Origin of the sequence: Halomarina salina (assembly GCF_023074835.1) — an archaeon.
Taxonomy (GTDB): Archaea; Halobacteriota; Halobacteria; order Halobacteriales; family Haloarculaceae; genus Halomarina; species Halomarina salina.
The window spans coordinates 1,454,765-1,476,686 of sequence record NZ_JALLGW010000001.1 but is presented as its reverse complement, the minus strand read 5'-3'; the positions used below and the strand labels follow the sequence as shown (position 1 = coordinate 1,476,686).

19 protein-coding genes and 1 pseudogene are annotated in these 21,922 nt (G+C 57.9%); 12 read left to right on the top strand and 8 right to left on the bottom strand.

Annotated features, from left to right (window positions below; translation table 11 throughout):
* The first annotated feature begins 285 nt into the window (after window positions 1-285).
* Window positions 286-1,107, top strand: coding sequence for a helix-turn-helix transcriptional regulator (locus tag MX571_RS07470; RefSeq protein WP_247415084.1), 822 nt, complete (start codon window positions 286-288; stop codon window positions 1,105-1,107).
* 34 nt (window positions 1,108-1,141) lie between these two features.
* Window positions 1,142-2,416: a class I SAM-dependent methyltransferase gene (locus tag MX571_RS22380; RefSeq protein ID WP_247415083.1), complete on the top strand. Its 1,275-nt coding sequence runs from the start codon at window positions 1,142-1,144 to the stop codon at window positions 2,414-2,416.
* 205 nt (window positions 2,417-2,621) lie between these two features.
* Here MX571_RS22380 and MX571_RS07460 read toward each other — a convergent pair whose 3' ends face one another.
* On the bottom strand, window positions 2,622-2,933 hold the full coding sequence (locus MX571_RS07460; RefSeq protein WP_247415082.1) for a HalOD1 output domain-containing protein: 312 nt from the start codon (window positions 2,931-2,933) through the stop codon (window positions 2,622-2,624).
* Between the two features lie 104 nt (window positions 2,934-3,037).
* Between MX571_RS07460 and MX571_RS07455 the strand changes: the two genes are divergently transcribed.
* From MX571_RS07455 to MX571_RS07435, 5 genes are all read left to right on the top strand, one after another.
* Window positions 3,038-3,355, top strand: a complete 318-nt coding sequence (locus MX571_RS07455; protein ID WP_247415081.1) for a DUF7344 domain-containing protein — start codon at window positions 3,038-3,040, stop codon at window positions 3,353-3,355.
* Between the two features lie 402 nt (window positions 3,356-3,757).
* Window positions 3,758-5,401: a hypothetical protein gene (locus tag MX571_RS07450; protein ID WP_247415080.1), complete on the top strand. Its 1,644-nt coding sequence runs from the start codon at window positions 3,758-3,760 to the stop codon at window positions 5,399-5,401.
* A gap of 368 nt (window positions 5,402-5,769) precedes the next feature.
* Complete coding sequence (locus MX571_RS07445; protein ID WP_247415078.1) at window positions 5,770-6,540, top strand: DUF4397 domain-containing protein; 771 nt, start codon at window positions 5,770-5,772, stop codon at window positions 6,538-6,540.
* A gap of 379 nt (window positions 6,541-6,919) precedes the next feature.
* The gene (locus MX571_RS07440; protein WP_247418456.1) at window positions 6,920-7,198 is read left to right on the top strand and encodes a helix-turn-helix transcriptional regulator; all 279 of its coding nucleotides are present in this window, start codon (window positions 6,920-6,922) and stop codon (window positions 7,196-7,198) included.
* 628 nt (window positions 7,199-7,826) lie between these two features.
* Window positions 7,827-8,075, top strand: coding sequence for a hypothetical protein (locus MX571_RS07435; protein WP_247415077.1), 249 nt, complete (start codon window positions 7,827-7,829; stop codon window positions 8,073-8,075).
* A gap of 106 nt (window positions 8,076-8,181) precedes the next feature.
* On the opposite strand, the gene MX571_RS07430 is transcribed toward MX571_RS07435, so the two are convergent.
* From MX571_RS07430 to MX571_RS07420, 3 genes are all read right to left on the bottom strand, one after another.
* The gene (locus MX571_RS07430) at window positions 8,182-9,048 is read right to left on the bottom strand and encodes a beta-keto acid cleavage family enzyme (RefSeq protein ID WP_247415076.1); all 867 of its coding nucleotides are present in this window, start codon (window positions 9,046-9,048) and stop codon (window positions 8,182-8,184) included.
* 73 nt (window positions 9,049-9,121) lie between these two features.
* On the bottom strand, window positions 9,122-9,907 hold the full coding sequence (locus tag MX571_RS07425) for an enoyl-CoA hydratase/isomerase family protein (RefSeq protein ID WP_247415074.1): 786 nt from the start codon (window positions 9,905-9,907) through the stop codon (window positions 9,122-9,124).
* Between the two features lie 224 nt (window positions 9,908-10,131).
* Complete coding sequence (locus MX571_RS07420; RefSeq protein WP_247415071.1) at window positions 10,132-10,434, bottom strand: hypothetical protein; 303 nt, start codon at window positions 10,432-10,434, stop codon at window positions 10,132-10,134.
* Window positions 10,435-10,586: 152 nt separating this feature from the next.
* On the opposite strand from MX571_RS07420, the gene MX571_RS07415 reads away from it, so the two are divergent.
* The 3 genes and pseudogenes from MX571_RS07415 to MX571_RS07405 all read left to right on the top strand — a co-directional run.
* Window positions 10,587-11,087: a hypothetical protein gene (locus MX571_RS07415; protein ID WP_247415069.1), complete on the top strand. Its 501-nt coding sequence runs from the start codon at window positions 10,587-10,589 to the stop codon at window positions 11,085-11,087.
* Between the two features lie 326 nt (window positions 11,088-11,413).
* A complete protein-coding gene (locus MX571_RS07410) occupies window positions 11,414-13,336 on the top strand; it encodes an alkaline phosphatase D family protein (RefSeq protein ID WP_247415067.1) in 1,923 nt (640 codons plus the stop codon).
* 1,185 nt (window positions 13,337-14,521) lie between these two features.
* Window positions 14,522-15,181, top strand: a pseudogene (locus tag MX571_RS07405) (RNA-guided endonuclease InsQ/TnpB family protein); the annotation flags it as partial.
* Between the two features lie 201 nt (window positions 15,182-15,382).
* On the opposite strand, the gene MX571_RS07400 reads toward MX571_RS07405, so the two are convergent.
* The 4 genes from MX571_RS07400 to MX571_RS07385 all read right to left on the bottom strand — a co-directional run bounded on the left by MX571_RS07400 (window position 15,383) and on the right by MX571_RS07385 (window position 20,591).
* Window positions 15,383-16,792, bottom strand: a complete 1,410-nt coding sequence (locus MX571_RS07400) for an ATP-binding protein (RefSeq protein ID WP_247415066.1) — start codon at window positions 16,790-16,792, stop codon at window positions 15,383-15,385.
* Window positions 16,793-17,884: 1,092 nt separating this feature from the next.
* On the bottom strand, window positions 17,885-18,364 hold the full coding sequence (locus MX571_RS07395; protein WP_247415064.1) for a PIN domain-containing protein: 480 nt from the start codon (window positions 18,362-18,364) through the stop codon (window positions 17,885-17,887).
* A complete protein-coding gene (locus MX571_RS07390; RefSeq protein WP_247415062.1) occupies window positions 18,357-19,091 on the bottom strand; it encodes a hypothetical protein in 735 nt (244 codons plus the stop codon). The genes MX571_RS07395 and MX571_RS07390 overlap by 8 nt, the downstream gene beginning before the upstream one ends.
* Before the next feature lie 207 nt (window positions 19,092-19,298).
* Window positions 19,299-20,591 carry a sulfatase-like hydrolase/transferase gene (locus tag MX571_RS07385; protein WP_247415060.1) on the bottom strand — a complete coding sequence of 431 codons (1,293 nt, stop codon included), beginning with the start codon at window positions 20,589-20,591 and terminating at the stop codon, window positions 19,299-19,301.
* 645 nt (window positions 20,592-21,236) lie between these two features.
* On the opposite strand from MX571_RS07385, the gene MX571_RS07380 reads away from it, so the two are divergent.
* Window positions 21,237-21,473, top strand: coding sequence for an antitoxin VapB family protein (locus MX571_RS07380; RefSeq protein WP_247415059.1), 237 nt, complete (start codon window positions 21,237-21,239; stop codon window positions 21,471-21,473).
* 3 nt (window positions 21,474-21,476) lie between these two features.
* Complete coding sequence (locus tag MX571_RS07375) at window positions 21,477-21,896, top strand: PIN domain-containing protein (protein ID WP_247415057.1); 420 nt, start codon at window positions 21,477-21,479, stop codon at window positions 21,894-21,896.
* Window positions 21,897-21,922: the final 26 nt, after the last annotated feature.

Below are 21,922 nucleotides of genomic sequence, written 5' to 3'. Positions count from 1 at the left end.
TACTCCGAATCACTGCCAGCGGACTATTTGGCCTCTCTCGCTGTAACCAACTCGCCCCCCTGTATGCAGCCACGACGAAACTGGCAGAACCGTGAGGGCTTGAGCCTCTCTTTGATACACCTACGCTCTGAGTGTATCGAACAGGTCGAGTGAGCGACGTGTGCTGCGGGTCTAATACTACGGCGCTTTCCAATCGACTATTCCACCAGCCGATGTACAGAGTATCCTATTCACGTTTCGGTTACTGTGAATACAGCTATGTAACGATCTGTCGTCGTGGTTCGTATGTTCACTCCCCTCGATGACATCCGCTTTCTGGCGGACTCACAGAATCGATTCACCGCGCTCGAAATCCTCGTCGCAGGCCCGCAAACAAGGGCGGAACTACGGAGCGCGACCGGAGCCTCTAAAGCCACTATCAGCCGCCTCCTCGGTGATTTCGAGAGCCGCGCGTGGATAACGAGGGACGGGACCCGGTACGCGCTGACGCCGCTCGGAGAGTACGTCGCGAGTACGTTCGTCAACCTGTACGAACGGATGTCGACCGCCAGTGAGCTACGAGACTTGCTTCCGTGGTTCCCACTGGAGAAACTAGACGCCGAGGTCGACCTCGATATCCTGACTGGAGCTAGAATCACGGCGGCGACCCCCGACAACCCGATGGCACCAGTGGCCCGCGTCCTGGCTATCGAGCGTGAATCCAACTGGACGAACACGCTTGCAGACAGACTCCCCGAGTCGTGCGTCAAAGCCAGACACGAGGGTGTCGTGGGTGGCTCGCAGACGTCTGAACTGGTGACCACGTCGGACGTAATCGAGTCCGTGATGGCGTCTCCATACGCCGACAAGTTCGAGGACATCGTCGTCGCCGATCACTCCACGGTGTACGTCTACGACGGCGACGTTCCGCCGGGTGGCACTCATGACGGAACGGCGTACCTCATCGTCGCCGACGATCGAGACGTCAACGTCGGAGTGATCGAATCGGACCATCCAGCCTTCGTCGCTCGGCTCACGGAGATGTTCGACGAGTATCGAAACGCGTCGGTCCGACTCACCACGTCGAAGTTCAAAAACGGCCGTGAATCCGTTGAGGCGGAGAAGTAGTACAGCGATCTCGAGACGTTGGATCGATGGCGAGGTGCTCCGTGCACTGGAGAACTACAGTCCCGAAACCAGTTGCTGGAATGGGTGGTTCGAAGCGACCCGATTCTGCCCTGTGCGAGGAATAACGCTGGAAACTGCACGTGTTGCACGGTGTGAAACGGTTCCACCAAATGCCTATACGGTCGCTGTAGACGAAGTCGCTCACCGGGTATGGGACCTCACCAACCCACAACACCGACTACGACCGACCATGACACTCGACGAAGAACGACTGAACCAACACGTACAGACTGCCCTCAACGACGTCGGAGCGACGGCGCATGCACCACTTGTCGTCATCGGTGACAGGCTGGGCCTATACGAGACGCTCGCTGACGCGGGCCCGCTCACCTCAACCGGACTGGCCGAGGAGACCGACACGGCAGAGCGGTACGTCCGCGAGTGGCTACGCTCGCAGGCCGCCGGCGGGTACGTCAGTTACGACCCTGAGACCGACCGTTACAGCCTCACCCCGGAACAGACCGCCGTGCTGGTCGACGAGAACAGCCCGGCGTTCATGGCGGGCAACTTCCAGGTAGCACTCTCGGCGGCCAAGATCGAACCCCAACTCGCCGAGGCGTTCCGCACGGGCGAGGGGGTGGGCTGGCACGAACACGACGTAGACCTGTTCGACGCGACCGAGCGCTCCTGGCGACCACAGTACGCCGCGAACCTCGCCGACAACTGGATTCCCGCGCTCGACGGAGTGGACTCGACGCTTCGAGCAGGTGGGCGCGTCGCCGACGTGGGCTGTGGCCACGGCGCATCCACCATTCTGCTGGCCGAGGCGTACCCCGAATCGACGGTCGTCGGCGTCGACTACCACGAGGCGTCTATCGAGGCGGCACGCGAGCGAGCCACGAACGCCGGCGTCAGTGACCGCGTACGCTTCGAGGTGGCGACCGCCAAGTCTTACGACGGCGCTAGATACGACTTCGTCACCACGTTCGACGCCTTTCACGACATGGGTGATCCTGTGGGTGCAGCGGCACACATCCGCGACACGCTCACCGACGACGGCACGTGGATGCTCGTCGAGTTCGCCGCCAGCGATGCAGTAGAAGACAACCTCAACCCAATGGGAAGAGCTGCCTACTCGATCTCGACGCTAGCCTGTACGCCGTGTGCACTCGATCAAGAAGGTGAGCGCGTACTGGGTGCTCAGGCTGGTGAAGCAGCTATCAGAGAGGTCGTTACCGACGGGGGGTTCACCCGATTCCGTCGGGCCGCCGAGACGCCGCTGAATCACGTGTTCGAAGCCAAACCGTAGACCTCGACGAACGGATGAATGCAACCCCTATTTCACTCGGGACGTATCCATCAATAGGGCTCCAGTAGAGGCGACTGTTTCTGTGTGAACACCGTCTGGCAGGAGATTCGCGATATCCTCAATTACTGGGACCGTTCGGTTCGATAGACCCACGCTCTCAGTCTATCAGTACCGGCAATCGACGCAGTTCGAGACACAGCAGCGATTAGCCATCAGATTGGTCGACAGTGGTCGTCGCATCCAATACGACTGTGTCACCATCAACGGTAACCGAGAGATCACAGTAACGAAACGAGACTGACGGATTATCGGAGTGCTTGTGACCGCCACGAGGATACATTGCGTCAAGAGCATCCACATTGACGGCATCATACAGCAACTCGGGCATCGCTAATGGATCACAATCGAGGGCATCAGCAGCTGCATAGACAATCGCTGCACTCATCGGATCTTCTGGCCCAATATCGTATGTGTAGTGCTCAGCCGACCCGGTCTGACCTGGAGCAGCGTCATCCATACTTTTCGCTCACGTGATTTCTCTGGATTCCAGTGAGTAATATATTTCGGAGAGAACACTAACCGAAACAATTAGCGTGTTGTGATACGTTAGTTAGTGACAGTATGCGTGAGTACGAACCGGACGAGATCTCCAAAAACGCGGCTTTCGAGGCCGTGGCGACTGAGCGACGACGAGTGATCGTCGATATTCTCTCAGAAGACGATAGCGAATACGAACTCGAACTCCTCGCGAGCAAAGTCGTGACTCGAATGGTCGATAGGTCGTCAATGACTGGTGAAACGGACTACGAGCAGATGGAGGTTGCACTGATGCATCGTGACCTTCCGAAACTTGCCGACGAGGACATCGTTTCATTCGATACGACGGCCCAGACGGTCTCACGAGGCGCACACATCACCGATGTTGACCCATTGGTCTAAGGGGGTCAAGTGATCGAGGTAGGAAACACTGGCGTGGCCGTCTGATGTGAAGAATCCCGGAAGGATACTGTACCGGTACTCCTGTTAGATTCACGCTCTGTGTCTCTCGTAGACCGTGCGGACGTGATATTTCTTCTCCGGCAGTAAACAATCAGAGGGGCGATAGACCCACGCTCGGGGGTGCTCGAATGGGCGGGGCGAGCGACGTGTGCCACAAGTGTATCGGGCCATCTACTTGTGGTTCAGAGAGCTTGAGTAGTCACCCCACGAGTATCGGCCGTTCAAATCCGTCGAAAGTTCCGACACCGAATCGGTGGTATCACTCGTTCTGGACATCGAAACCACGCGAATCAAGTCACACCAGATGGAGTTAACACACTGCACTGCTGGCGGTCGCAGTACGTGCCGTCAGAGGACTCACAACCGGCAGAGACGTTCGATTCGTGGTCAGTACACCCAGCGATCGAAATCGAGCCGACGACAGACTCCCTCTCACATCCAGCCATCGCCCGGTGTTTCAGTCGATGTCACGGCGTCCTCGAAGACTCCAGTATTGACTGGCGACTCATGGTCCACGAGGGCGAGTGCTTGTATCACGTTGCTGCAGAGGAGGACACGCTTGACCGAGTCGAACCAATTCTCCGGGAAGCCCTCTCGCAGTACGCGCTCACACGAACCGATGGCGTCGAACCGGTTCCCCTCAACCAGGACTCACTCGTTGGTGTCGAGTACGAGGGCCATGGGGCTCGCTCCAGTGACTGGCAGACGGGACTCCGTCCGCTAGTGAACGAAGACGACCACTCAGACGCCCAGACCGCTCTCACATCCGCAGTCGACGCGCTCGCGAACATCGATGCCACGGTCGTCTACCAGACACTCGTCACGGCGAAATCGGACTGGACGGCCGTGGCGGACGCTCGGTGCTGGGACCTCGAAGAGAACCGCGACACGCGCGGACAGCGCTTCGGTGACTTCCTGTTCGGCGTTACCGGCGAGCAGATCACGGAGCGAGAGACGGAGCCCACACACCTCGAACGTATCGACCGGATTCGGGCAGCCGAGACGCGCCACACGTTCGACGTGGCGACACGCGCCGTCGCCTGCGGGCCGCAAGCCACAGACGCACTCGACGCGCTGAGCGGGGCACTGTCGAGTGCGAGTGGTGAGTTCTATCGACTCGTCCCGAAACCAGCCGACGAACCCACCTCGCTCGTGGCGGCGATGGTGTCACATTCCATCCCGCGGCTCTCGTGGTGGCCACGGTTCCTGCGAGTCCTCAGACGAGTCCGACTCTTCGTCGTCCAAGGCGACGTGCTCGCGATGGACAACATCGAGTGCACCTTGTCGCTGGTGAACTGTCTCCGGTGTTCCGTTCAGGTGAGCCCCGGTCACGGTGAAAAAGCGGCCCGTCTCGTACAGTTCCACGTCGTCTCGGCGATTCCGGCTCCCTGGGAGCGTTCCTTCCACGATGACGTGCACGCCAGTCCCCGATGGGCTGACCTCTGTATAGGAGTCCAGGCGGTCGACGATGGTCCGCGCCCACGACTGGATCGATTCGGTTGCTGGAACCCGACAGTGGTCCAGGTCGACGCCGACGAACGGGTCGTCGTCGGTGAAGACGAAGCCAAGACCGAGATCTTCAGTACTGGCTGTTGTGAAGGCATCGTCGAACGAACGCCAGGTAGACGAATCAGTCGTCGAGGCGAACCTCCCTGTCTGTGGGTTGAGTGGAACCTTCGTCGATCGACCGTCGCGCTCTTGCTCACGCCAGCAGACCCACTGGTCTCGCTCGCGCAATCGAACAGGGACGTCGGTCGGAGTCGTCGGCCGTGGTACCATCGGAATCGGAGGCGAGTAAGCCCCCATTACAGCGCTGACTTCGCGGTCCAGTACAAGACCCTATCCGATTCGACCCCCGGGGACATCGGAGGAGACGAATTGCAGTATCGCCATCCACGATACAACCAGTCCACCCACCGAATTCACCGCTCAGAATGCCTAAATCAGCAGGCCAGCATTCAAATACCCCTGCTGAACTGCCCCTAGAACTGTCTAGACAGTGTACAGACCACCGACGATTTGTGCGAAGGAGACCCCTTCAAATGTTACCCCCAACCTGGCATATTAACAAACAGTATAATCGAAAGGAACACCATACCAACCGAGAGAACACAGACCTCACGTCACAGTTCCAGCGAGCACTAAGTCACAGCAGCGAACTAAATTTCGAGATAATGTTTGCTAGAAACTAAGACCCGTGAGTGGGATGTTACTCCTGAATTATGGGAGATTCAACTCGACGCGATATTCTGAAATTGCTCGGCGCGGCCGGGGCAATCACTGGTGTTGGCAGTGCAGGGGTCGTCGCTGCCCAAAGCCAGGGAGACGGTAACGGAAAGGGTCCAGGAGAAGGGATGGTCAACGGGCTCACAAAAGGGAACGGCATCAAGACCGCCCGGGTTCGATTTGGACATCTCATCCCCGATGCACAACCGGTCGACGTCTACGCCTACTTACCGCAGTATAAGAGTCTCGGCGAGGTGCCCATCAACACGGACCTGAAGTACGGGTCGATTCGCCCGAACATCCCCGCCGAGTACGCCGATATTCCGGCGATTACACTCGGTATCAAAATCACCCCTGCCGGCGAGAAAGACAACCCGATCATCGAGATCAAACGTCAGAAGTTCAAAGCCGGACGCAACTACACATTGCTTGCTGTCGGCGAGGCGAAATCAGAGGGGTATGACGAACCCCCCGTCCAGGCACTGCCACTCGTCGATAATGAAGGAGAGAAGGGCCCCAGCTACGGCCGAAATCAACTGCCAGCGCCTGACGAGACGAAGGTCCGGTTCGTCCACGCACTCCCGGACGCAGGCCCCGTGAAGATTACTGCCGGGGGCGAGACGAATCTCGACGGCTCGATGAGTGGTGGTGAGACACTCGTCGAAGAGGCGACGTTCGGCGACTCGACTGACTATCTTGAGGTCGATCCAGAGAAGACGATTACCATCAAGGAGTATGGCGAGGCCGTCGCAACGGTCACCGGTGATTACCGGCCCGGTACGAAATATACGGTCTATCTCGTCTCCCAACAGCCCGAACCCGGTGGACTGAAGCCCTTCGCACTGGCGTCCGTCGACGCTGTCGCGCGTGCTGACCTCGATGTCCAACCATCGGATTAGCGCGTAGCAACGAGGCACAAACCTCGTCGTTCAGGAGGTGAGCCATAAGTGATGGCCACAACCACCTGACACCGATTGCCGTCTTGCTCGGAGATTTCTGAGCTATTCCCTCATCGGCGGCATCACCCACTCATCGGGAGCCACGCATCGATGCCACTCCAACTCATTCTCACCGGTCTCCTGCCATCTGCAGGCCCTACTGGAAGTGGTGTGCACTCCAGTGCGTGTCGGCAGCAGAGCGAGTCTGCAGCGCCGCTGTTAGAAAGGGGGCCCTACTGGGCTGTTTGCGGTGGATAACAATACTAATTCACGAAAAGGAGTCAGTATGGTTGATTCACAGGATACGGCTGGCGAACCAGCAGACGGGTCTGCTCAAACAGTGCATCGGCTCACGGGGTTTCAGCGGGACCTCCTGACCGTCATCAAGGGATTGGACCAGCCATCCGGCCAGACGGTACGAAACCACCTCGAGGAGCAGCGAAAACAGAAGATCACTCATGGACGGCTCTATCCAAATCTCGACGTCATCGTCAGCGAGGGACTCGTCGAGAAAGGGAATATCGACAGGCGCACTAACTACTACGCGATATCGGACACTGGACAGCAGGCACTGGAGTCGTACTATGATTGGTTTACTCAGCAGGTCGAATCTCGTTAGCTGAGTCAGTCTCTAGTCCTGACGTCGGGACTCCTTTGTCTTGACAGGCATTTTTCTCATCAAGAGTGGCCAACGCCGACGCCTACCGAGTCACCGACAAGCCCTATCACCAAGTCCGTGACTGCTGGTTAGCAGCCAGAACGCTCTGCGTTCTGGCGACACCCTCAAACAGCGAGCACATGCGAGTGAGTAGGGTGGGGTAGTTCACTAGTCTTCCCGAGGGCGCAGCGTTGTGTTCCCGCGCAGACCATGCTGCTTGATCCACAGGAAGTGTTCATCACAGAGTCGAAGGGTCTCCTGATCGATCTTGAAATCCACGTTGCACAAGACTTCGCTACCATCCTGTTGGCTGTACGGTTTCCACTGTGGGAACGCGTAGAACCCATCACGCCGGCAGACCCAACACGCCCCAGGCGAGGCTTCTCGGTCGGGGACAAGACTCGGATCGAACACCCGCTGTTCACACTGCAGACAGAGTCCCCCAATCTCGTCATCGAAGACCGTGTCGACGACGGCACGGTTGTACCCCGCAGGCGACCCACAGACTACGCAGCCCATCGCCTCCCACTCGAATCGTCAGTTGCTGTCAGACATCCTTTCACGCTCATTGTGATGTATCATTCATTGAATGGTGATAGTCTTTTCCACAATTATAGTATCCAGTGAGCCCGATCCGACCCCGTCATTAGACGAGGTACTGGCCCGAGTCGCCATACTCGAAAAAGACGTCGCAACCCTCACCGAACGCGAAGCAGCGCGCACGACTGTCGTCTTCGACGATTCAGCACTCATCTATAAGGTCGTCCACGCCTGTCTGAAGTCGGCGAGTATCTCTGAAGATGAGGAGCTGCTGATCTTGAAGCGACTCCTGCAGTGACGTGAGTTGCGCAGCCAGTGGTTGCCCATGCCGGGTGGCTACAAACCCCAAACATCCCAAACCGCGGTATGGTCGGGAATCCCGCTGCTGAAGCCGTGATAAGACGTCAAGAGAGATTGGTTCGAACCTCGCTCGGTGTTGCGAGAGTCCCGCCGCTGGCTTCGACCTTCTCACGGGCTTCCTTCACTACCTCTACATTTGGTTTTGGTGAGCCAAGCGGCGCATCCTCAAGCCCGACCCGAACGTGGCCACCCCGTTCAACCGCTGTTGGAATCAGGGGAGTGATGTCCACCCCGAGTCCGGATATCATCCAGGGAGCCTCGGGGGCAACGTCCTCGAGTAGCGTCAGATAGCTCTCCAATGCGTACGGTTGTGGGGGATACCCGAAGGTGAACTTCTCAGAGAACATGAAGCGGTAGAGCGGCTGGGTGAGCGTCGGATAGCGATGATGGAGGGCTGCTCCCAACCGAACGAACCCTGGCTCGTAGATTGCATAAGAGGGTCTCGCGCCGTGCCGGGCCGAAACGGTGAGGCCCTCGCGAATGTGGGCTTCTGGATTCTGATAGACGAACCCGAGTTGGTCCTGTTCGACATCATCGTACGTGCTGAAGTTGACGCTACCAGTGTCGACAACTGCCCACTCAAGCAATCCCATCTCACCGAGTTCATCTTGGTGCGCGAACCGTTCGGTGGGTGTGATGCCGTCGACACCCGGTTTTCCGAGGAGGGGAATACTCGGGTACACTATCGCGTCGACGTGTTGCTGAATGCCGTCGATGATGTCCGTGTAGATGGACGCATCGTGGTGTTCAGTGCCACTGGTATCGTAGGAGTGGAGGTGGATGATAGCAGCGCCAGCTTCCGCACACGCGATACCCTGCTCAATACAGTCGTCGATACGAATCGGGCTGTTCGGTTGCTGGTCGGTTCCCCACGGACCGTTGAGCGCAGCTTCGAGGCAGACCGTAGTCATGGTTGGTTTTAGTGAGTGAGGGGGCGTTGTAGGCGAAACGTGAGGGAGTAATTACCCACGAGGGGTTGGTTCGTTAGCGTCCGCTGGGGAAGTCCGGTTCGCGTCCTTCTATGACAGCATCGATACCTTCGTGGAAGTCAGCGGTTCCAGAGACGACTTCGTGAGCGACGCCGTACCCCCACGTCAGGTTCATGTCGTGCTGGACGTACTGATTCAGGGTTTTCTTGGTGTATCGAACAGCGTTCTGGGCGGACGAGGCGAGAGTATCCACGAGTTCATCGACCTCGTCATCGAGTTCTTCTTCTGGGACAACCCGGTTGATGAGGCCGATCTCGACAGCTTCCTCTGCGGGGATGGCTTTGCCCGTCAGGAGGTACTCTTTGGCGCGAGTGAGACCGATGCGTCGGGGCCACATCACACACCCACCGTCGCCAGCAGGCACGCCGAACCCGGAGACATGTGGGTCACTGAACGAGGCCCCGTCACCAGCAATAATAAGGTCACAGGTAAGGGCGATGGAAGCACCGAGGCTGTGTGCACCTTGGCCGTTGACCTTGGCGATGATGGGTTGTTCGACGTTGAGCATGCTCTCAAGAATCTCCTCGGCCTCGCGCATGGTGTTGTCACGCCAGTAGTCGAGGTCTTTCATCATCTCGAGATAGTTGGGGTCGTACTCCGTCGGCCCCATGAACGATTCTCCCTGACCCGTTACGACAACAACGCGAGTGTCGGCCTCGTAGGCCGCCCGGAACGCCTCACCGAACCCCTTGTGAACCGCTTCGTTCAGGTCACCAATCTCGATGAGAAACACATCGTCTTGGACGGTTGCATTGAGCTCGTCCACGTCATCCAGTACCATACGCCACACATTGGCCTAACAAGACACATAACCCTAACTAATGGCACTGTCACAGTCTCAAACCCAATATATACTCAGAGATAGTAGTTACATCACAACATTCTTTCACAACTCAACTCGACCCACCGTGAGTATCAGTAGCGCTCAGTCGCTCATCATCTTCGAGTGGGCTGTTTGACGTTCGTTGGCCCCAATAATAACGTCCCAAAGCTGGTAGTTCACAGTCAGAAGCCGATACATCCACCAGCTAGGCCGATATTGGCTGCATCATCCTCTCTCCGAGCGTGGCCGAACTCACCGAGGAATACAACGCCACTATCGGCCACCGTGATGAATACATCTGGAAGTGGCTGCATGCCGTCTTCCCACCAATCCGTCTCTCCAGCGTCCCTGCCGCCTCCACTGAACGGGTTCTCGAGCAGAAAGTCCTCCTCACGATGTACATCACTCTGCTCGACGACTTCGCCGACGTCTACGACGACAAACCACGTTCGACGAAGCTCGACGACTCCCCTTTTCCGACGCACCGCTTGACTACGGGCGGGAGGGAGTCAACACCGATTACCTCTCCTTTACCGAAAGCGTCTGGCATACCTTCGAGGACTGTCTCCTTGAGGCCCCGCGGTACAACGAGTTCGTCACCCTGTTCCACTTCGACCTTCGGCAGGCGATCAACGCCATGGACTACGGGTGGCTCATCAACGACACCCCGGAGGCCGCTACTCCACGTGGCACAGACACGTACGGCCCGCACAATATGACCATGTTCAGCTACGCTGCAATCGACATCATGCACTCACCAGCGTTCGCCGCGACCGACATCGGTGAGCTCCGGGAGGTCGTCTGGGACGCCCAGCGCCTCGCACGCATCGGAAACTGGGTCACGACGTGGGAACGCGAACTCCGCGAAGGCGACTACACCGCAGGTGTCGTCGTGAAAGCCATCGCAGATGACGTCGTCAGTATAGACGAATTGGAGTCACCAGACGTCAGCGATGACGAGCTCATCGAACGCATCCATGAGGCGGCCATCGAACAGAGCTTCCAGGACAACTGGGAGGAAGAATACCAGTCACTCCGTGAGAAGACGTTCACTACGAACTCAGTGGATTTAGAGGCGTACGTCGATGGCATGACCGAGGTTCGTGACCTCCACAGGGCGAGTCGCGGTCACAAGTGACATCCTTCCCGGCGTGGACGCCGGGGCTGCCGGGGCGTAAACGGTGTTTATGCTGTCAACTACCCGCCTCTGAAGGGTCGAGCTTCCTCCTTGTGTCTCCGTAAACTGGCTCCGTCACTAGACCCCACTGCAGCCACAGCGACGGAGAATCCCCTCCCGAGGATCGCCCTCGAGTAGTGTGAACAGCAGCCCCGTCCCATGCGGTACTGCTCGCAATCCCTTGGAGAGGGTTCCTCTCCACAGCCGACTATATAACCAATTTCTAATTCGATTAGTAAATACTAAAAATATATAAATTCATCCATGTTACCGGCCCGAAATGAGGTGTGGACGACCACTCAGCCCACCCACTCGACGACACCCGACGCGAATTCCTTCGAAAGGCAGTCACCACCGCTACAGTCGCCGGTCTCGGTGCATCAGGGACTGAGGTCGCTGCTGCAGAGGAACACGGCGGACAGGCACCCCAACACGAGAACCCGTTCACGCTCGGCGTTGCCTCTGGTGATCCGCTACCGGATTCCGTTGTCCTCTGGACGCGCCTCGCACCAGAACCACTCACCGAAGCCGGTGGAATGCCCGGCCACCAGGTGCCGGTACAGTGGGAGATAGCGACCGACGAGGCGATGAGCCAGGTCGTTGGAAAAGGCACCGCAAAAGCCCGTCCTGAATACGGCCATTCGGTCCACATCGACGTGAAAGGACTGGATGCCGACACAGAGTACTACTATCAGTTCAAAGTCGGCTCCGACCGGAGCCCGGTCGGACGAACGAAAACCGCTCCTGAGCCGGGGATGGATGTCAGCGAGTTCACCTTCGCGTTCACCTCGTGTCAGAACTACCCCTTCGGGTATTACACCGCTCACGACCACCTCGCTGATGAAGACCTTGATCTGGCCATCCAGTTGGGGGACTACATCTACGAAGGCGGCGGCCAGGGCGTGTTCGGCCGCGGGCACGAGCCGCCACGCGAAATTCAGAATCTCAGCGATTACCGAATCCGGCAGGCACAGTATAAGACGGATCCAAACCTCCAGGACGCCCACGCCGCCTTCCCGTGGCTCGTGACGTGGGACGATCACGAGGTCGAAAACAACTACGCTGATGCGACGTCTGAAGACAACGCCCTGACAGAGGAGTTCCTCGAACGCCGGGCAAACGCCTATCAAGCGTATTTCGAACACCAACCGTTGCGCCCCTCGCGGATGCCCGAGGGCCCAAACCTGCCGCTGTATCGACGGTTCACGTTCGGAGACTTAGTCGAGTTCAACGTCCTCGACACGCGGCAGTACCGCGACGACCAGGTCTACTCTGCCGAGGAAGCCGACGACCCTGGACGGACCATCCTCGGCGATGAACAAGAAAACTGGTTGGTCGATGGGCTGACCGACTCCACCTCCCAGTGGAACGTGCTGGCGAATCAAGTTCCGTTCGCGGCGACCGATGAGAACCCGAATCCAGACGTCCAGGACTTCGGTGGCGGCGACAAATGGGACGGCTACCGAGCCGACCGCGAGCGACTACTCGGTGTCATGGCCGACGATCCTGAGTTGAATCCGGTCGTAATCACCGGCGACGTCCATCGGAACTACGCGTACAATCTCAAAGCCGACTTTTCGAATCCTGACTCGGAGACGGTCGGCACCGAGTACGTCGGCACCTCGGCATCCTCGTTCGGCGATGGGTCCGGTATCACACAGTACGGGCCGTCACTCGGTGAGCCCTGGCAGCGATTCTTCAACGACGACCGAGGGTACGTCCGCTGTACGATCACCCCTGAGCAGTGGCAGACCGACTATCGTGTCGTTTCGACGGTCGAGAAGCCTGAAGCCACCGTGAGCACGGTCGCGTCGTTCACGACTGATGCCGGCGAGCCAGGTGCGACGTTGGCCTCCGAACGGCCCGCCCAACCCCAGCAGACCGCCGTCGAAATCGCAGACATCAGACCAAACCAGGACGGCGACCTCAACAACGAGTATGCGACGGTGAAAAATACGGGTGACACCACGATCGACTTCTCGGGGTTCATCCTCAGCTTCGAAGCGGGAAGTCAGAACTACACCTTCGGTGAGTTCACCCTCGGCCCCGGCGAGACGGTCACGGTCCGGAACGGGCCCGGTGAGGACACCGAGTCGACGCTCTACGCTGACTTCGGTGGTCCAGTGTTGAACAACAGCAATCCCGACACCGTGTTGGTCGCCAACGAAGACGGAATCGTCCTCGACGAAGCGTCGTACCCACCGGTGTGAACTACCCTACCCACTCGCTGTGCTCGCTCCTTGAGGTAGGCTTACCGCCTATCTTCATTGCTATCTTCGTTTTGGCCAGAGTTGGTCGAGAAGCCCGTCACATGGCCCGACTCGTCTCCCTCATCACATCGATGGATCCCTGTGAAGTCTTGTTCAGGGGAGGGTCAGCCTTGTACGAAGTGCGCACGTCTTTGACGGACGCATCCATGGGAGTGACAACCGACCAGCAACGCAGCAGACCGAAGTCCGACCGCAGGTACCACACATGGCCGTAGTCTCCGGTAGAAGACTCTAGAGAGTGGATTGTGGACTATTCATCGCCCTCGATTACTGCCCCAGCGGAGGCAAGAGAGGCGCCACGGTTGGCAGTCGAGTGAACCCCTCGAATTCAGGCTGTAGAGCGATTCGAATTCGGCGACGATCGCCTAACGCACCAGGGCACCACAATTGAAAAATCGCCCTACTGCGACCATGTGTGGAACTCACAGCGGGCTCTATAGTCGGCGTTCAGTGGCGACGCTCGAGTACTGTCGCGACCGGCAAACGCCAAGGAGAGCGCCGTTTCAAGCATTCTACACTCGCATTTCGCCAGCTACATAGTGGGTCCGTCTCAACTCACTCGACCAGCTTCCCAACTGCAAAATCGCCACACGGCACCCAAGTGTGGAATATTGAGCGCACGGTTCGTGTCGAGGAGAGCGACAACAGTGAATCAAGGGGCGATCGCCACCATCCCGATTCCATACTAAGAACCCTTCTGGGCCATGAAGACAGCGTTTCAGCCGGGTCACCACCGCCGAGTCGCTCCACCCCACAGTACCCCTCAGAGTGTCCCTGAACGCCATCCCATATCCACAAATCCGTTTGCGAGGTGTTCTACCGGGGACTGAAGCCATGTGTGGAACTCATCTATGCTGGCCATCATGAGTGCCTGTGGATCACTCCGGGTTGCCGTTATTAGAATGTGCAGTACTCGCACACGACTGTGATGGCCCGACCGCCCATTCGAGACCCTCTTTCGGTACGCTTCGTCCTACACCTTCGCCAGCGTCACAGACAACACAGCGGGAGCCCCCCGTATCTCGACCGGAGGCGTGGACGGTGGACAATCCGTGGCTTCACCAGAAAACCGAGGTGGAGGCCCCGTCCTCAAGGAGCGACCGACGGGAACGAGTAGGGCGGGGAGGAAGAACAGTCCTTGGTGTTGATTTGGGTGTCAACAACCTCGCCGTTGCTTCGACAGGGCGATTCTGGTCAGCAGACGAGTTTAACCACTGGCGTCGAGAGTACGAGAAGCGTCGTGGGTCGCTTCAGCAATGTGGCTCTCGACACGCCCACGAGAATATCGAATCGGTCGGTCGGAAAGAGACAGGTCGATTCGAGATACAGTTGCACACGGTATCGAACGAACTAATCGAGGAAGCCCTCGACACCAACTGCTCGCACATCGTCTTCGAGGATTTGACGCACATCCGCGAGAACATTCCCGAGGCGACGTGGCAACACGTCTGGGCGTTCCGTCGCCTCTATGAGTACGTCGAGTACAAAGCCGCCGAGTACGGCCTCGAAGTCGTGCAGGTGGACCCACGGAACACCTCGAAACGCTGTTCGACGTGCGGGTGTACCCACGACGATAATCGCTCTGGTGAGGCGTTCGCCTGTCAGAAATGTGGCTACGAGAACCACGCGGACTACAACGCGGCGAAAAACATCGGTTGGAAGTATCTCCGCCGTCGGCAAAATGCAGACGACGGAGGCGCACCTGTAGACGTGCGCTTGAATCGCGGGACGCTGAACGTGAGTGGGGAGTACGTTCCCCCTGCCAGCGAGCACTCGACGGCATAGAACGGGAGTCCACGCGAAAGCCCCATCACCAGAAATATCCGAGTTCTGGTTAGCAGTCAGAACGCGACGCGTTCTGACGACACCCTCAACGAGCGAGGTCGGTTTCGAACGAGCGAAGTAGGGTGGGGTAGTTTACGGCCCGGACCTTCTCAACGTCGTCGTAGGGCCCTCGACTATCGACGGCCGAACAGACATCGTTCACTACTTTCTTTCCTCTACTGGTGGATTCCCGACGATATCGGCGGGTGTGAACAATGAGAGGTTCTCACGCTCGGCAGCAACCTGTTCGAGGCCGTTAGAAAACCCTGACCGGCTGAAGCAGCAGTAGTGGTACTCTGGGTCCCCACCGGCTGGTGGCGTCCATCTGACCTGTGCTGCGCTTCGTTCTACGTCTGCAAGGTCCCCTTCGGTCATCTCCCGAGTTGTGTACTTACACTCTCCGACGACGAGGGTCCCATCCCTCGCCAGGCCGACGACATCGAGTTCGTGGTGCTTGTGCCACCAATAGCCGATTCCTCGATAGGTTTTCGACACGAGCGAGGGGAGTGCGTTCTGACAGACGACTTCGAACATCGGCCCCATGTACTCCGAAAACGTCGGGGCAACGACCTGCTCGTACGCTGCATCACCGAGTTGGGTGAGTGTCGCTTCCTGGGCATAGACGTAGCGAAACCAGAACCGAAACAGCGGTTCAGTCAGTCGATACCGACTCTTCCGTGTCGCGTTTGGGTCCGCCGTGATAGGGATGTCTCGCTTAACGAGTCGAAGTCGTCGGAGCTTCGCGAGATACGTTCCTAACACGTTCGACTCAACCCCGGCGAAATCCGCAATCTCGTTCGCCGCTCGTTTTCCTCGCGCAATCGCCCGCAGAATCGTGTAGTACGTCTGGGGCTCACGAATCCCAAATTCTGTTCGCAACAAGAACTCTGGTTCGTTGTGGAGAACGCCATGTTCAGAAAGGATGTGTCGCTGAACGTTCTCTGCCAGTGATTCCGATGGGGTCAACGCACGCAGATAGTACGGCGTCCCGCCGAACACGCTCCACGTCTCGATGACCGCTTCCGGTTCCGTCTCTGGATAGAACGGGAGGGACTCATCGAGCGTGAGTGGTGGAAGGTCGATTGTCTCAGTCCGGCGGCCGTACAGTGGGCTGCCACCGCTCAGAACCTTCTCTTCCATGACGCTAATCGACGACCCGACGAGAACCAGTGTCATCGCTGTCTCTTCGAGGTCAAGGTCCCAGACGCGCTGAATCTTCGATGGGAGTGCCTCATCCGATGCGATGAGGTATGGAAATTCGTCGAGGATGACGACCGCGTCTTCTCTGCCGAGCGTTCGAAGGAGTGCTTCCCAATCGCGCTGGATGTCCGTGACTTGTGGATACACCTCGCCAGCCGTCTCGACGAAGTTCGTGAGCTGTGCATCGGCGGTTTCCTCAGTCGCTTGCCAGTAGACCGCATCATCGCGGTCTCGAATCGCTTCCCGAACGAGTGCACTCTTGCCGAGTCGTCGGCGTCCGTAGACGACGAGACACTCCGCGCTCTCACTCCCAAACCGCGATTCGAGCAGCGTGAGTTCCTCTTCCCGGTTCACAAAATGCGGCGTGGCCATGCACGTCGTTCGAGGTCACTCAGCATAATCGCGTCGGTTATCTAAACGTGGATTTTACTAATTACGATTTTACTATTCGTGCGTTGTTGATACCTATCTAATCTCAGGCGGTGGAGTGTCAAAGTATTGACCTCCTCCCGCGCCTAAAGACGCGGGAATCAATGGGTGCCCAACGAGCGGGCACCCGCCAATCTGTACCGCAGGGGATGGCCGCCAGGGTTCATACTCGGTGTCGCGGCTCCAGTGCTCTCAAGCATCGTTCTCGTGGTCGCTCCACCGTTGGTCGAATCATCATAATCGGTGTTTTCCCCCGCAAGAGCCCCCGTGTGAGCCAACTATGAACCAGGAGGTGCCCCCGGATGGCGTGAATACGAGTGTTCCTGCGACGAGTCAGACAGCACGGAGCGCGCCGCTATCACCTGTTGAGCGCAATGCAACGATTCATAACCAACCAGACAGTCGAATGAGCGCAGTTCCAGACACCCAGAATCGCCAGACGGCAACCGAGTATGAAACACAGCTGCCCGAGACAGCACCAGCGATGCTCTCCTCGAACTCACGCAGTGGCCGTCTGAGCGCCCAAGGGACCTCCAAACACCAGGTTTCCGTCTCTGGTCACCACACACTGAACCGCTCATACACAGCTTGCTGCAGGTCTCTTGCGGAGGAATCGCCCGATTATGACCGGGCCGTTGAGAACGCAGAACGCGCCATACGGGCCAGAAACGACGCTACGCCCGCGAATCTGAGTATGAACACCGAATCACCCGACCTGGAACCAGCTCCACTCCTCACCAGTTTCAGCCAGACGGCCGCGAGCGACGCTCGCTGCCCGGTTCAGGACAACCGGGGTAGACAGTAGCGGGACGAGAGGCGAATACAATGGCCGGTTTCGAGACCCATAATCGATAGACGGAAACCGATTATGAAAATCAGCCCTAGTTCGAGCGGATTCGAGTCGATCAGCGACTACCAGCCGCTTGATTCCATCCTATTCGGCCGCTCCGTTCGCTCATTGAGGACGGGGGCGTAGCGCCTCATTCCAAGTAATGTCCTTTGAACGACTCCCCCTCTCGGAGCGTTGATTTCCACTTATTTCTCGGCTGATTTGACCTCTGCAACGACGCGGTCGGTCAACCCAAGGTCAGTGGTGTATTCAGAAAGACCAGCCGATAGCTCAAGTTCAGAGATGCCACAACCATGAAAGGTGCTGAGAAGAAACTGCGTCCCCCACTGATAGGAGACATCTCGTTGCTCTGCTGCATCATGCATCGCCCGGTCGTTCGTCACGACACAGCCATCGTCCATCGTCTCTGCAAGAATGATACATGCCCAGTCAGCCGTGGCCAGCCGCATTGGATCCTCCACCTCTACGTCTTCGAGAGCGACATCGTGTATCTCAAGCCAGGACGGTTGCTCCGCGTTGTGGTACGCTGTGAACTCTGTCCAGACACGTTCTGGTGACCAGAGCATGCGTTCGGGATGCCAGAACGATAGGTTGGACAGCCAGTCAACGGCGTAGAACGATGAGAGGACGTTTGTATCGAGGATGAACCCTGCTGGCCTACTCATTCAGGATTCCAGTACCATCGTTGTGCAATTCTTCGACGGAAGACGGTCCTCGACGAACCTCAATATCGAGATCCTCAAGAACCGATTCAAATTCAAAACGAGAGCAGTCAGCTAGTTCCGCACCCCTGCCAATCGAAATCGGCATGTTAGCGTAGGCAACCGCAGCTCCGAATTCGAGGACAGATGCACGGAGTGTTTCAAAATCCGTCTCAGAAGGGGATGGAAAGTCAGACTCATCGTCCAGTGCCTTATCGACGTAATACAGGGTTGCTCCGACATCGTGGATGAGAATTCGTACAGACTCATCGCTCGTCTCGTCGGCATCGACGAGACGCTGAAGCCGGCAAAAGAGCGCCACCATCGAAGAGAGGACTTGCTCTTCATTATCGTCACTCAGTGCATCGCTGTCGAGTTCGTCTATCCCTGCAGCGAGCGCGACGAACGCAGCGAGCAACGCTGTCGGAATCTCTGCGTTACGGTGACTGTCGATGAGACCGTACAGGCCCTGATTGATCTCTCCGAGGACAACATCCATTAACCGCTGAATCCGCTCAGGGTTCACATTCGGAGCAATCGCTTGTATGGTTTCGATGTCCCCGTCCTCTCCGAGCAGTCGTTCGTGCACCAGCTCGAGAGACGAGGTGAAGCGCTCGTTTTCATCCAGCGCCAGAATATCAGTCGTGAGGTCCTGGAGCTCTTCCTCTGGGTTTTCGAACAGAAGACCCAAGAACTGGTTAAGCCGCCTGAACTCACTCTGGATTGGGCCTAGTGGGCTCGGGGATCCATTGAGAGGTGTAGGTGAACCGTGCGGTTGAATTCTGGACATTGTAATCGAAGATGTCAGTTACGTTGTCTTGGAGTCAGTTATCGATGCGAACTCCGAATAGCTACTCGTCCATTCGTCACGGCGCCTCAAACGCTTTTGGTTCGGGTGTCAACACTCGCCAATCGGCGTTCTCCCTTCTGCCTCCACAACCACGCTTGCGGGCACCTCATCAATGTAGACGACGTGGGCGGGCGTCTCAAGTTCACCGAGGAGCTCTGTATCGAGGTCGTCAACATCCGCGAACTGGCGGTCTGACCACCTGACGAAGGCAGTCTCTATCCTACCCGAAGTGAGGGCCTCGTCGACAGACGTGCCCTCTCGCGCTGCGTGAACAGCGTCTGGAATGGCATCCAGACTCGTGAGACTCGACTCACGACGGCCGACGCGCTGTCCCGGTGCCTTGACCAGCAGTGGGACATGGAGGAGTTCCTCATGGGTGAATCGGCCATGGCTGGCGACAGGGCAGTCAGGGACGACTTCACTTTCCTCACCGAACGCTTCCCCGTGGTCACCTGTGATGATGAGCAAGGTGTTCTCCAGTTCACCACGCCGCTTGAGCAGGTGAGCCAGATTGTCGACCAATGCGTCGACCTGCCGGATACTATCGCGGTATAGTCGCTCCATCTGCTCGAGCTGGGACCACGGAAGACGCTCGGAGTAGAAATCCCACACGTAGTCTCCAATATCAGTGGCCAGTTCAACGTCCTCGTCTGTCGCCTCCGTCCGCTCAACCGGCGCAAATGGAGTGTGGGCGTCGAGGAGGTTGATACACGCCGCCCACGGAGCGTCGTCGACCGACGACTGCCAGGCATCGAACCGGTCAATAACCGGTTGGTCCGTCGGGTGGTCGTTCGAGAGACCGGGGAGGATCCCGAAATCCGAGTTGGCCTTGAGCGCGACGCCGTTGAGCAATGAGCGAACCGGCCGACCACTACGCAAACAGGCTTCTAGATAGTCGCTGAACTGGCCGGTCCCGTGCTCCAAGACGAACGTGTTCGGGTCCATCGCACTGGGGAACAACACGTTGTCCTTCCCACCAACGTGGTCGAAGGCGCTCTTGAGCCCATTGTCCGTCTTCACTAGCCAGGGAAGGTTGGAGAACACGCCCGTCTGATAGCCCGCCTCTGACAGTTCCTCGAACACGGTGTTTCCCGGCTCGAGGCTGTCTTTCACCGCGTTGACGCCGTGTTCGTGGGCAGGAACGCCCGTGAACATACTCGTATGGCTTGGCAGACTCCAACTCGCTGGCGCTCGCGCCTGCTCGAACACCGTCGCTGACTCCGCGAGGGACGCAAGCGTCGGTGTCGTCGTCAATTCGGGGTCATGGAGCGACGTACTCGACGCCCGGACGGAGTCCAGGACTACCAACAGAACATTCGGGGATGAGTGCTCAGACGCCATTTCTTGTCTCGGAGGGGGACGAGTACATTGAGTCAGGACAGTCCATGTGGGAGGAGGTTACATTCAACTTGTCTATCTTATTGAAAAGAGTTCCGTCTCCTCCGACTACAGCCACCGATGTTGAGGACAGATCGTAAGACAGGCTCACTCCCCTGGCCGTAGCACTCTGTCAGGAATGATGGCTCACGTGGCCTGGAGACCACCGGGCGGATCAAATCGGGTTCACTGACGTACGCTTCGCTTCCGGGCATTCACCAGAGAGAGTGCATCTCTTGACTGCGGGGAATAAACCGTCGTACCGAGACGTACTGAATCGTCCCCACGTGTCTCGCGTCGATTCTAACCCCTCGTTTATCATCAGGCACGACAGGGCGTGCCCGAATTGCACGCCAGTACGCAGGGAGCACAGCAGTCAAACGACACGGCAGAACGGCCCCTGAGCGCGGTCGAGTTGCAGGGTGGACTACCAGGACAGGGGGAACATCAGTACTGGCTCGGGATTTCCGAGGAGAAGCTAATCGAGGTGTCATACGACATGGCCGGAGACACCCAGACGCGTACGTTGAACAGGCGAATTAGTGGTATAGAACGGTCGGAGGCACCACGCGACCGGGTGTTTTTGGTCCGGGACACCAATGGGTCAGCATGAGCAAGACGGTTCGACTCCCCGACGATGTCTACGAGCGCGTCGAGGCGCATCAGCGCGAGGGCGAATCGCTCGTTGAGACGATCGACCGCCTCGCGGGCGGACGGTCACTACGAGAACTCGTTGGTATCCTCTCCGATGATGAGGCCGAGGAGATGCGGGGATATCTCGAGGACCTCGATAAGCAAACCCAGGATGATCTCGATGAGACCGCTGCCCGGTTCACATCGAATTGAGTCGTGTTACTCGACACTGACTTCATCATCGACGTGATGGCCGGTCAAGAGGGGGCCGTGGCAGCGCTCGATGACCTCGAAGCCACCGCTGAACCGCAGTTCATTTCGAGTGTGACGCTCTTCGAACTGCACCACAGCATCGCTCGTGTTGACCAACCCGATGAGCGGCGCGAGAAAATCGAGGCCGTACTTGACGACCGGCCTGTTCTCGATGCCGACACCCAAGTGATGAAGACCGCAGGCCAGACACACGGCCGCCTCGTCGCAGAAGGGAACGAAGTCGGGCCACTTGATGTCATCATCGCCGCAACAGACCTCGTCCATAGCGAGTCAGTGCTTTCTGCCAACGAGAAAGATTTCAGTCGCGTCCTCTCCGCCCTCGAATCCTCCTCGGATGTCGAACTCGTAACGTACGAAAAGTGACATCACGCTCTTTGGTATCGCAATCA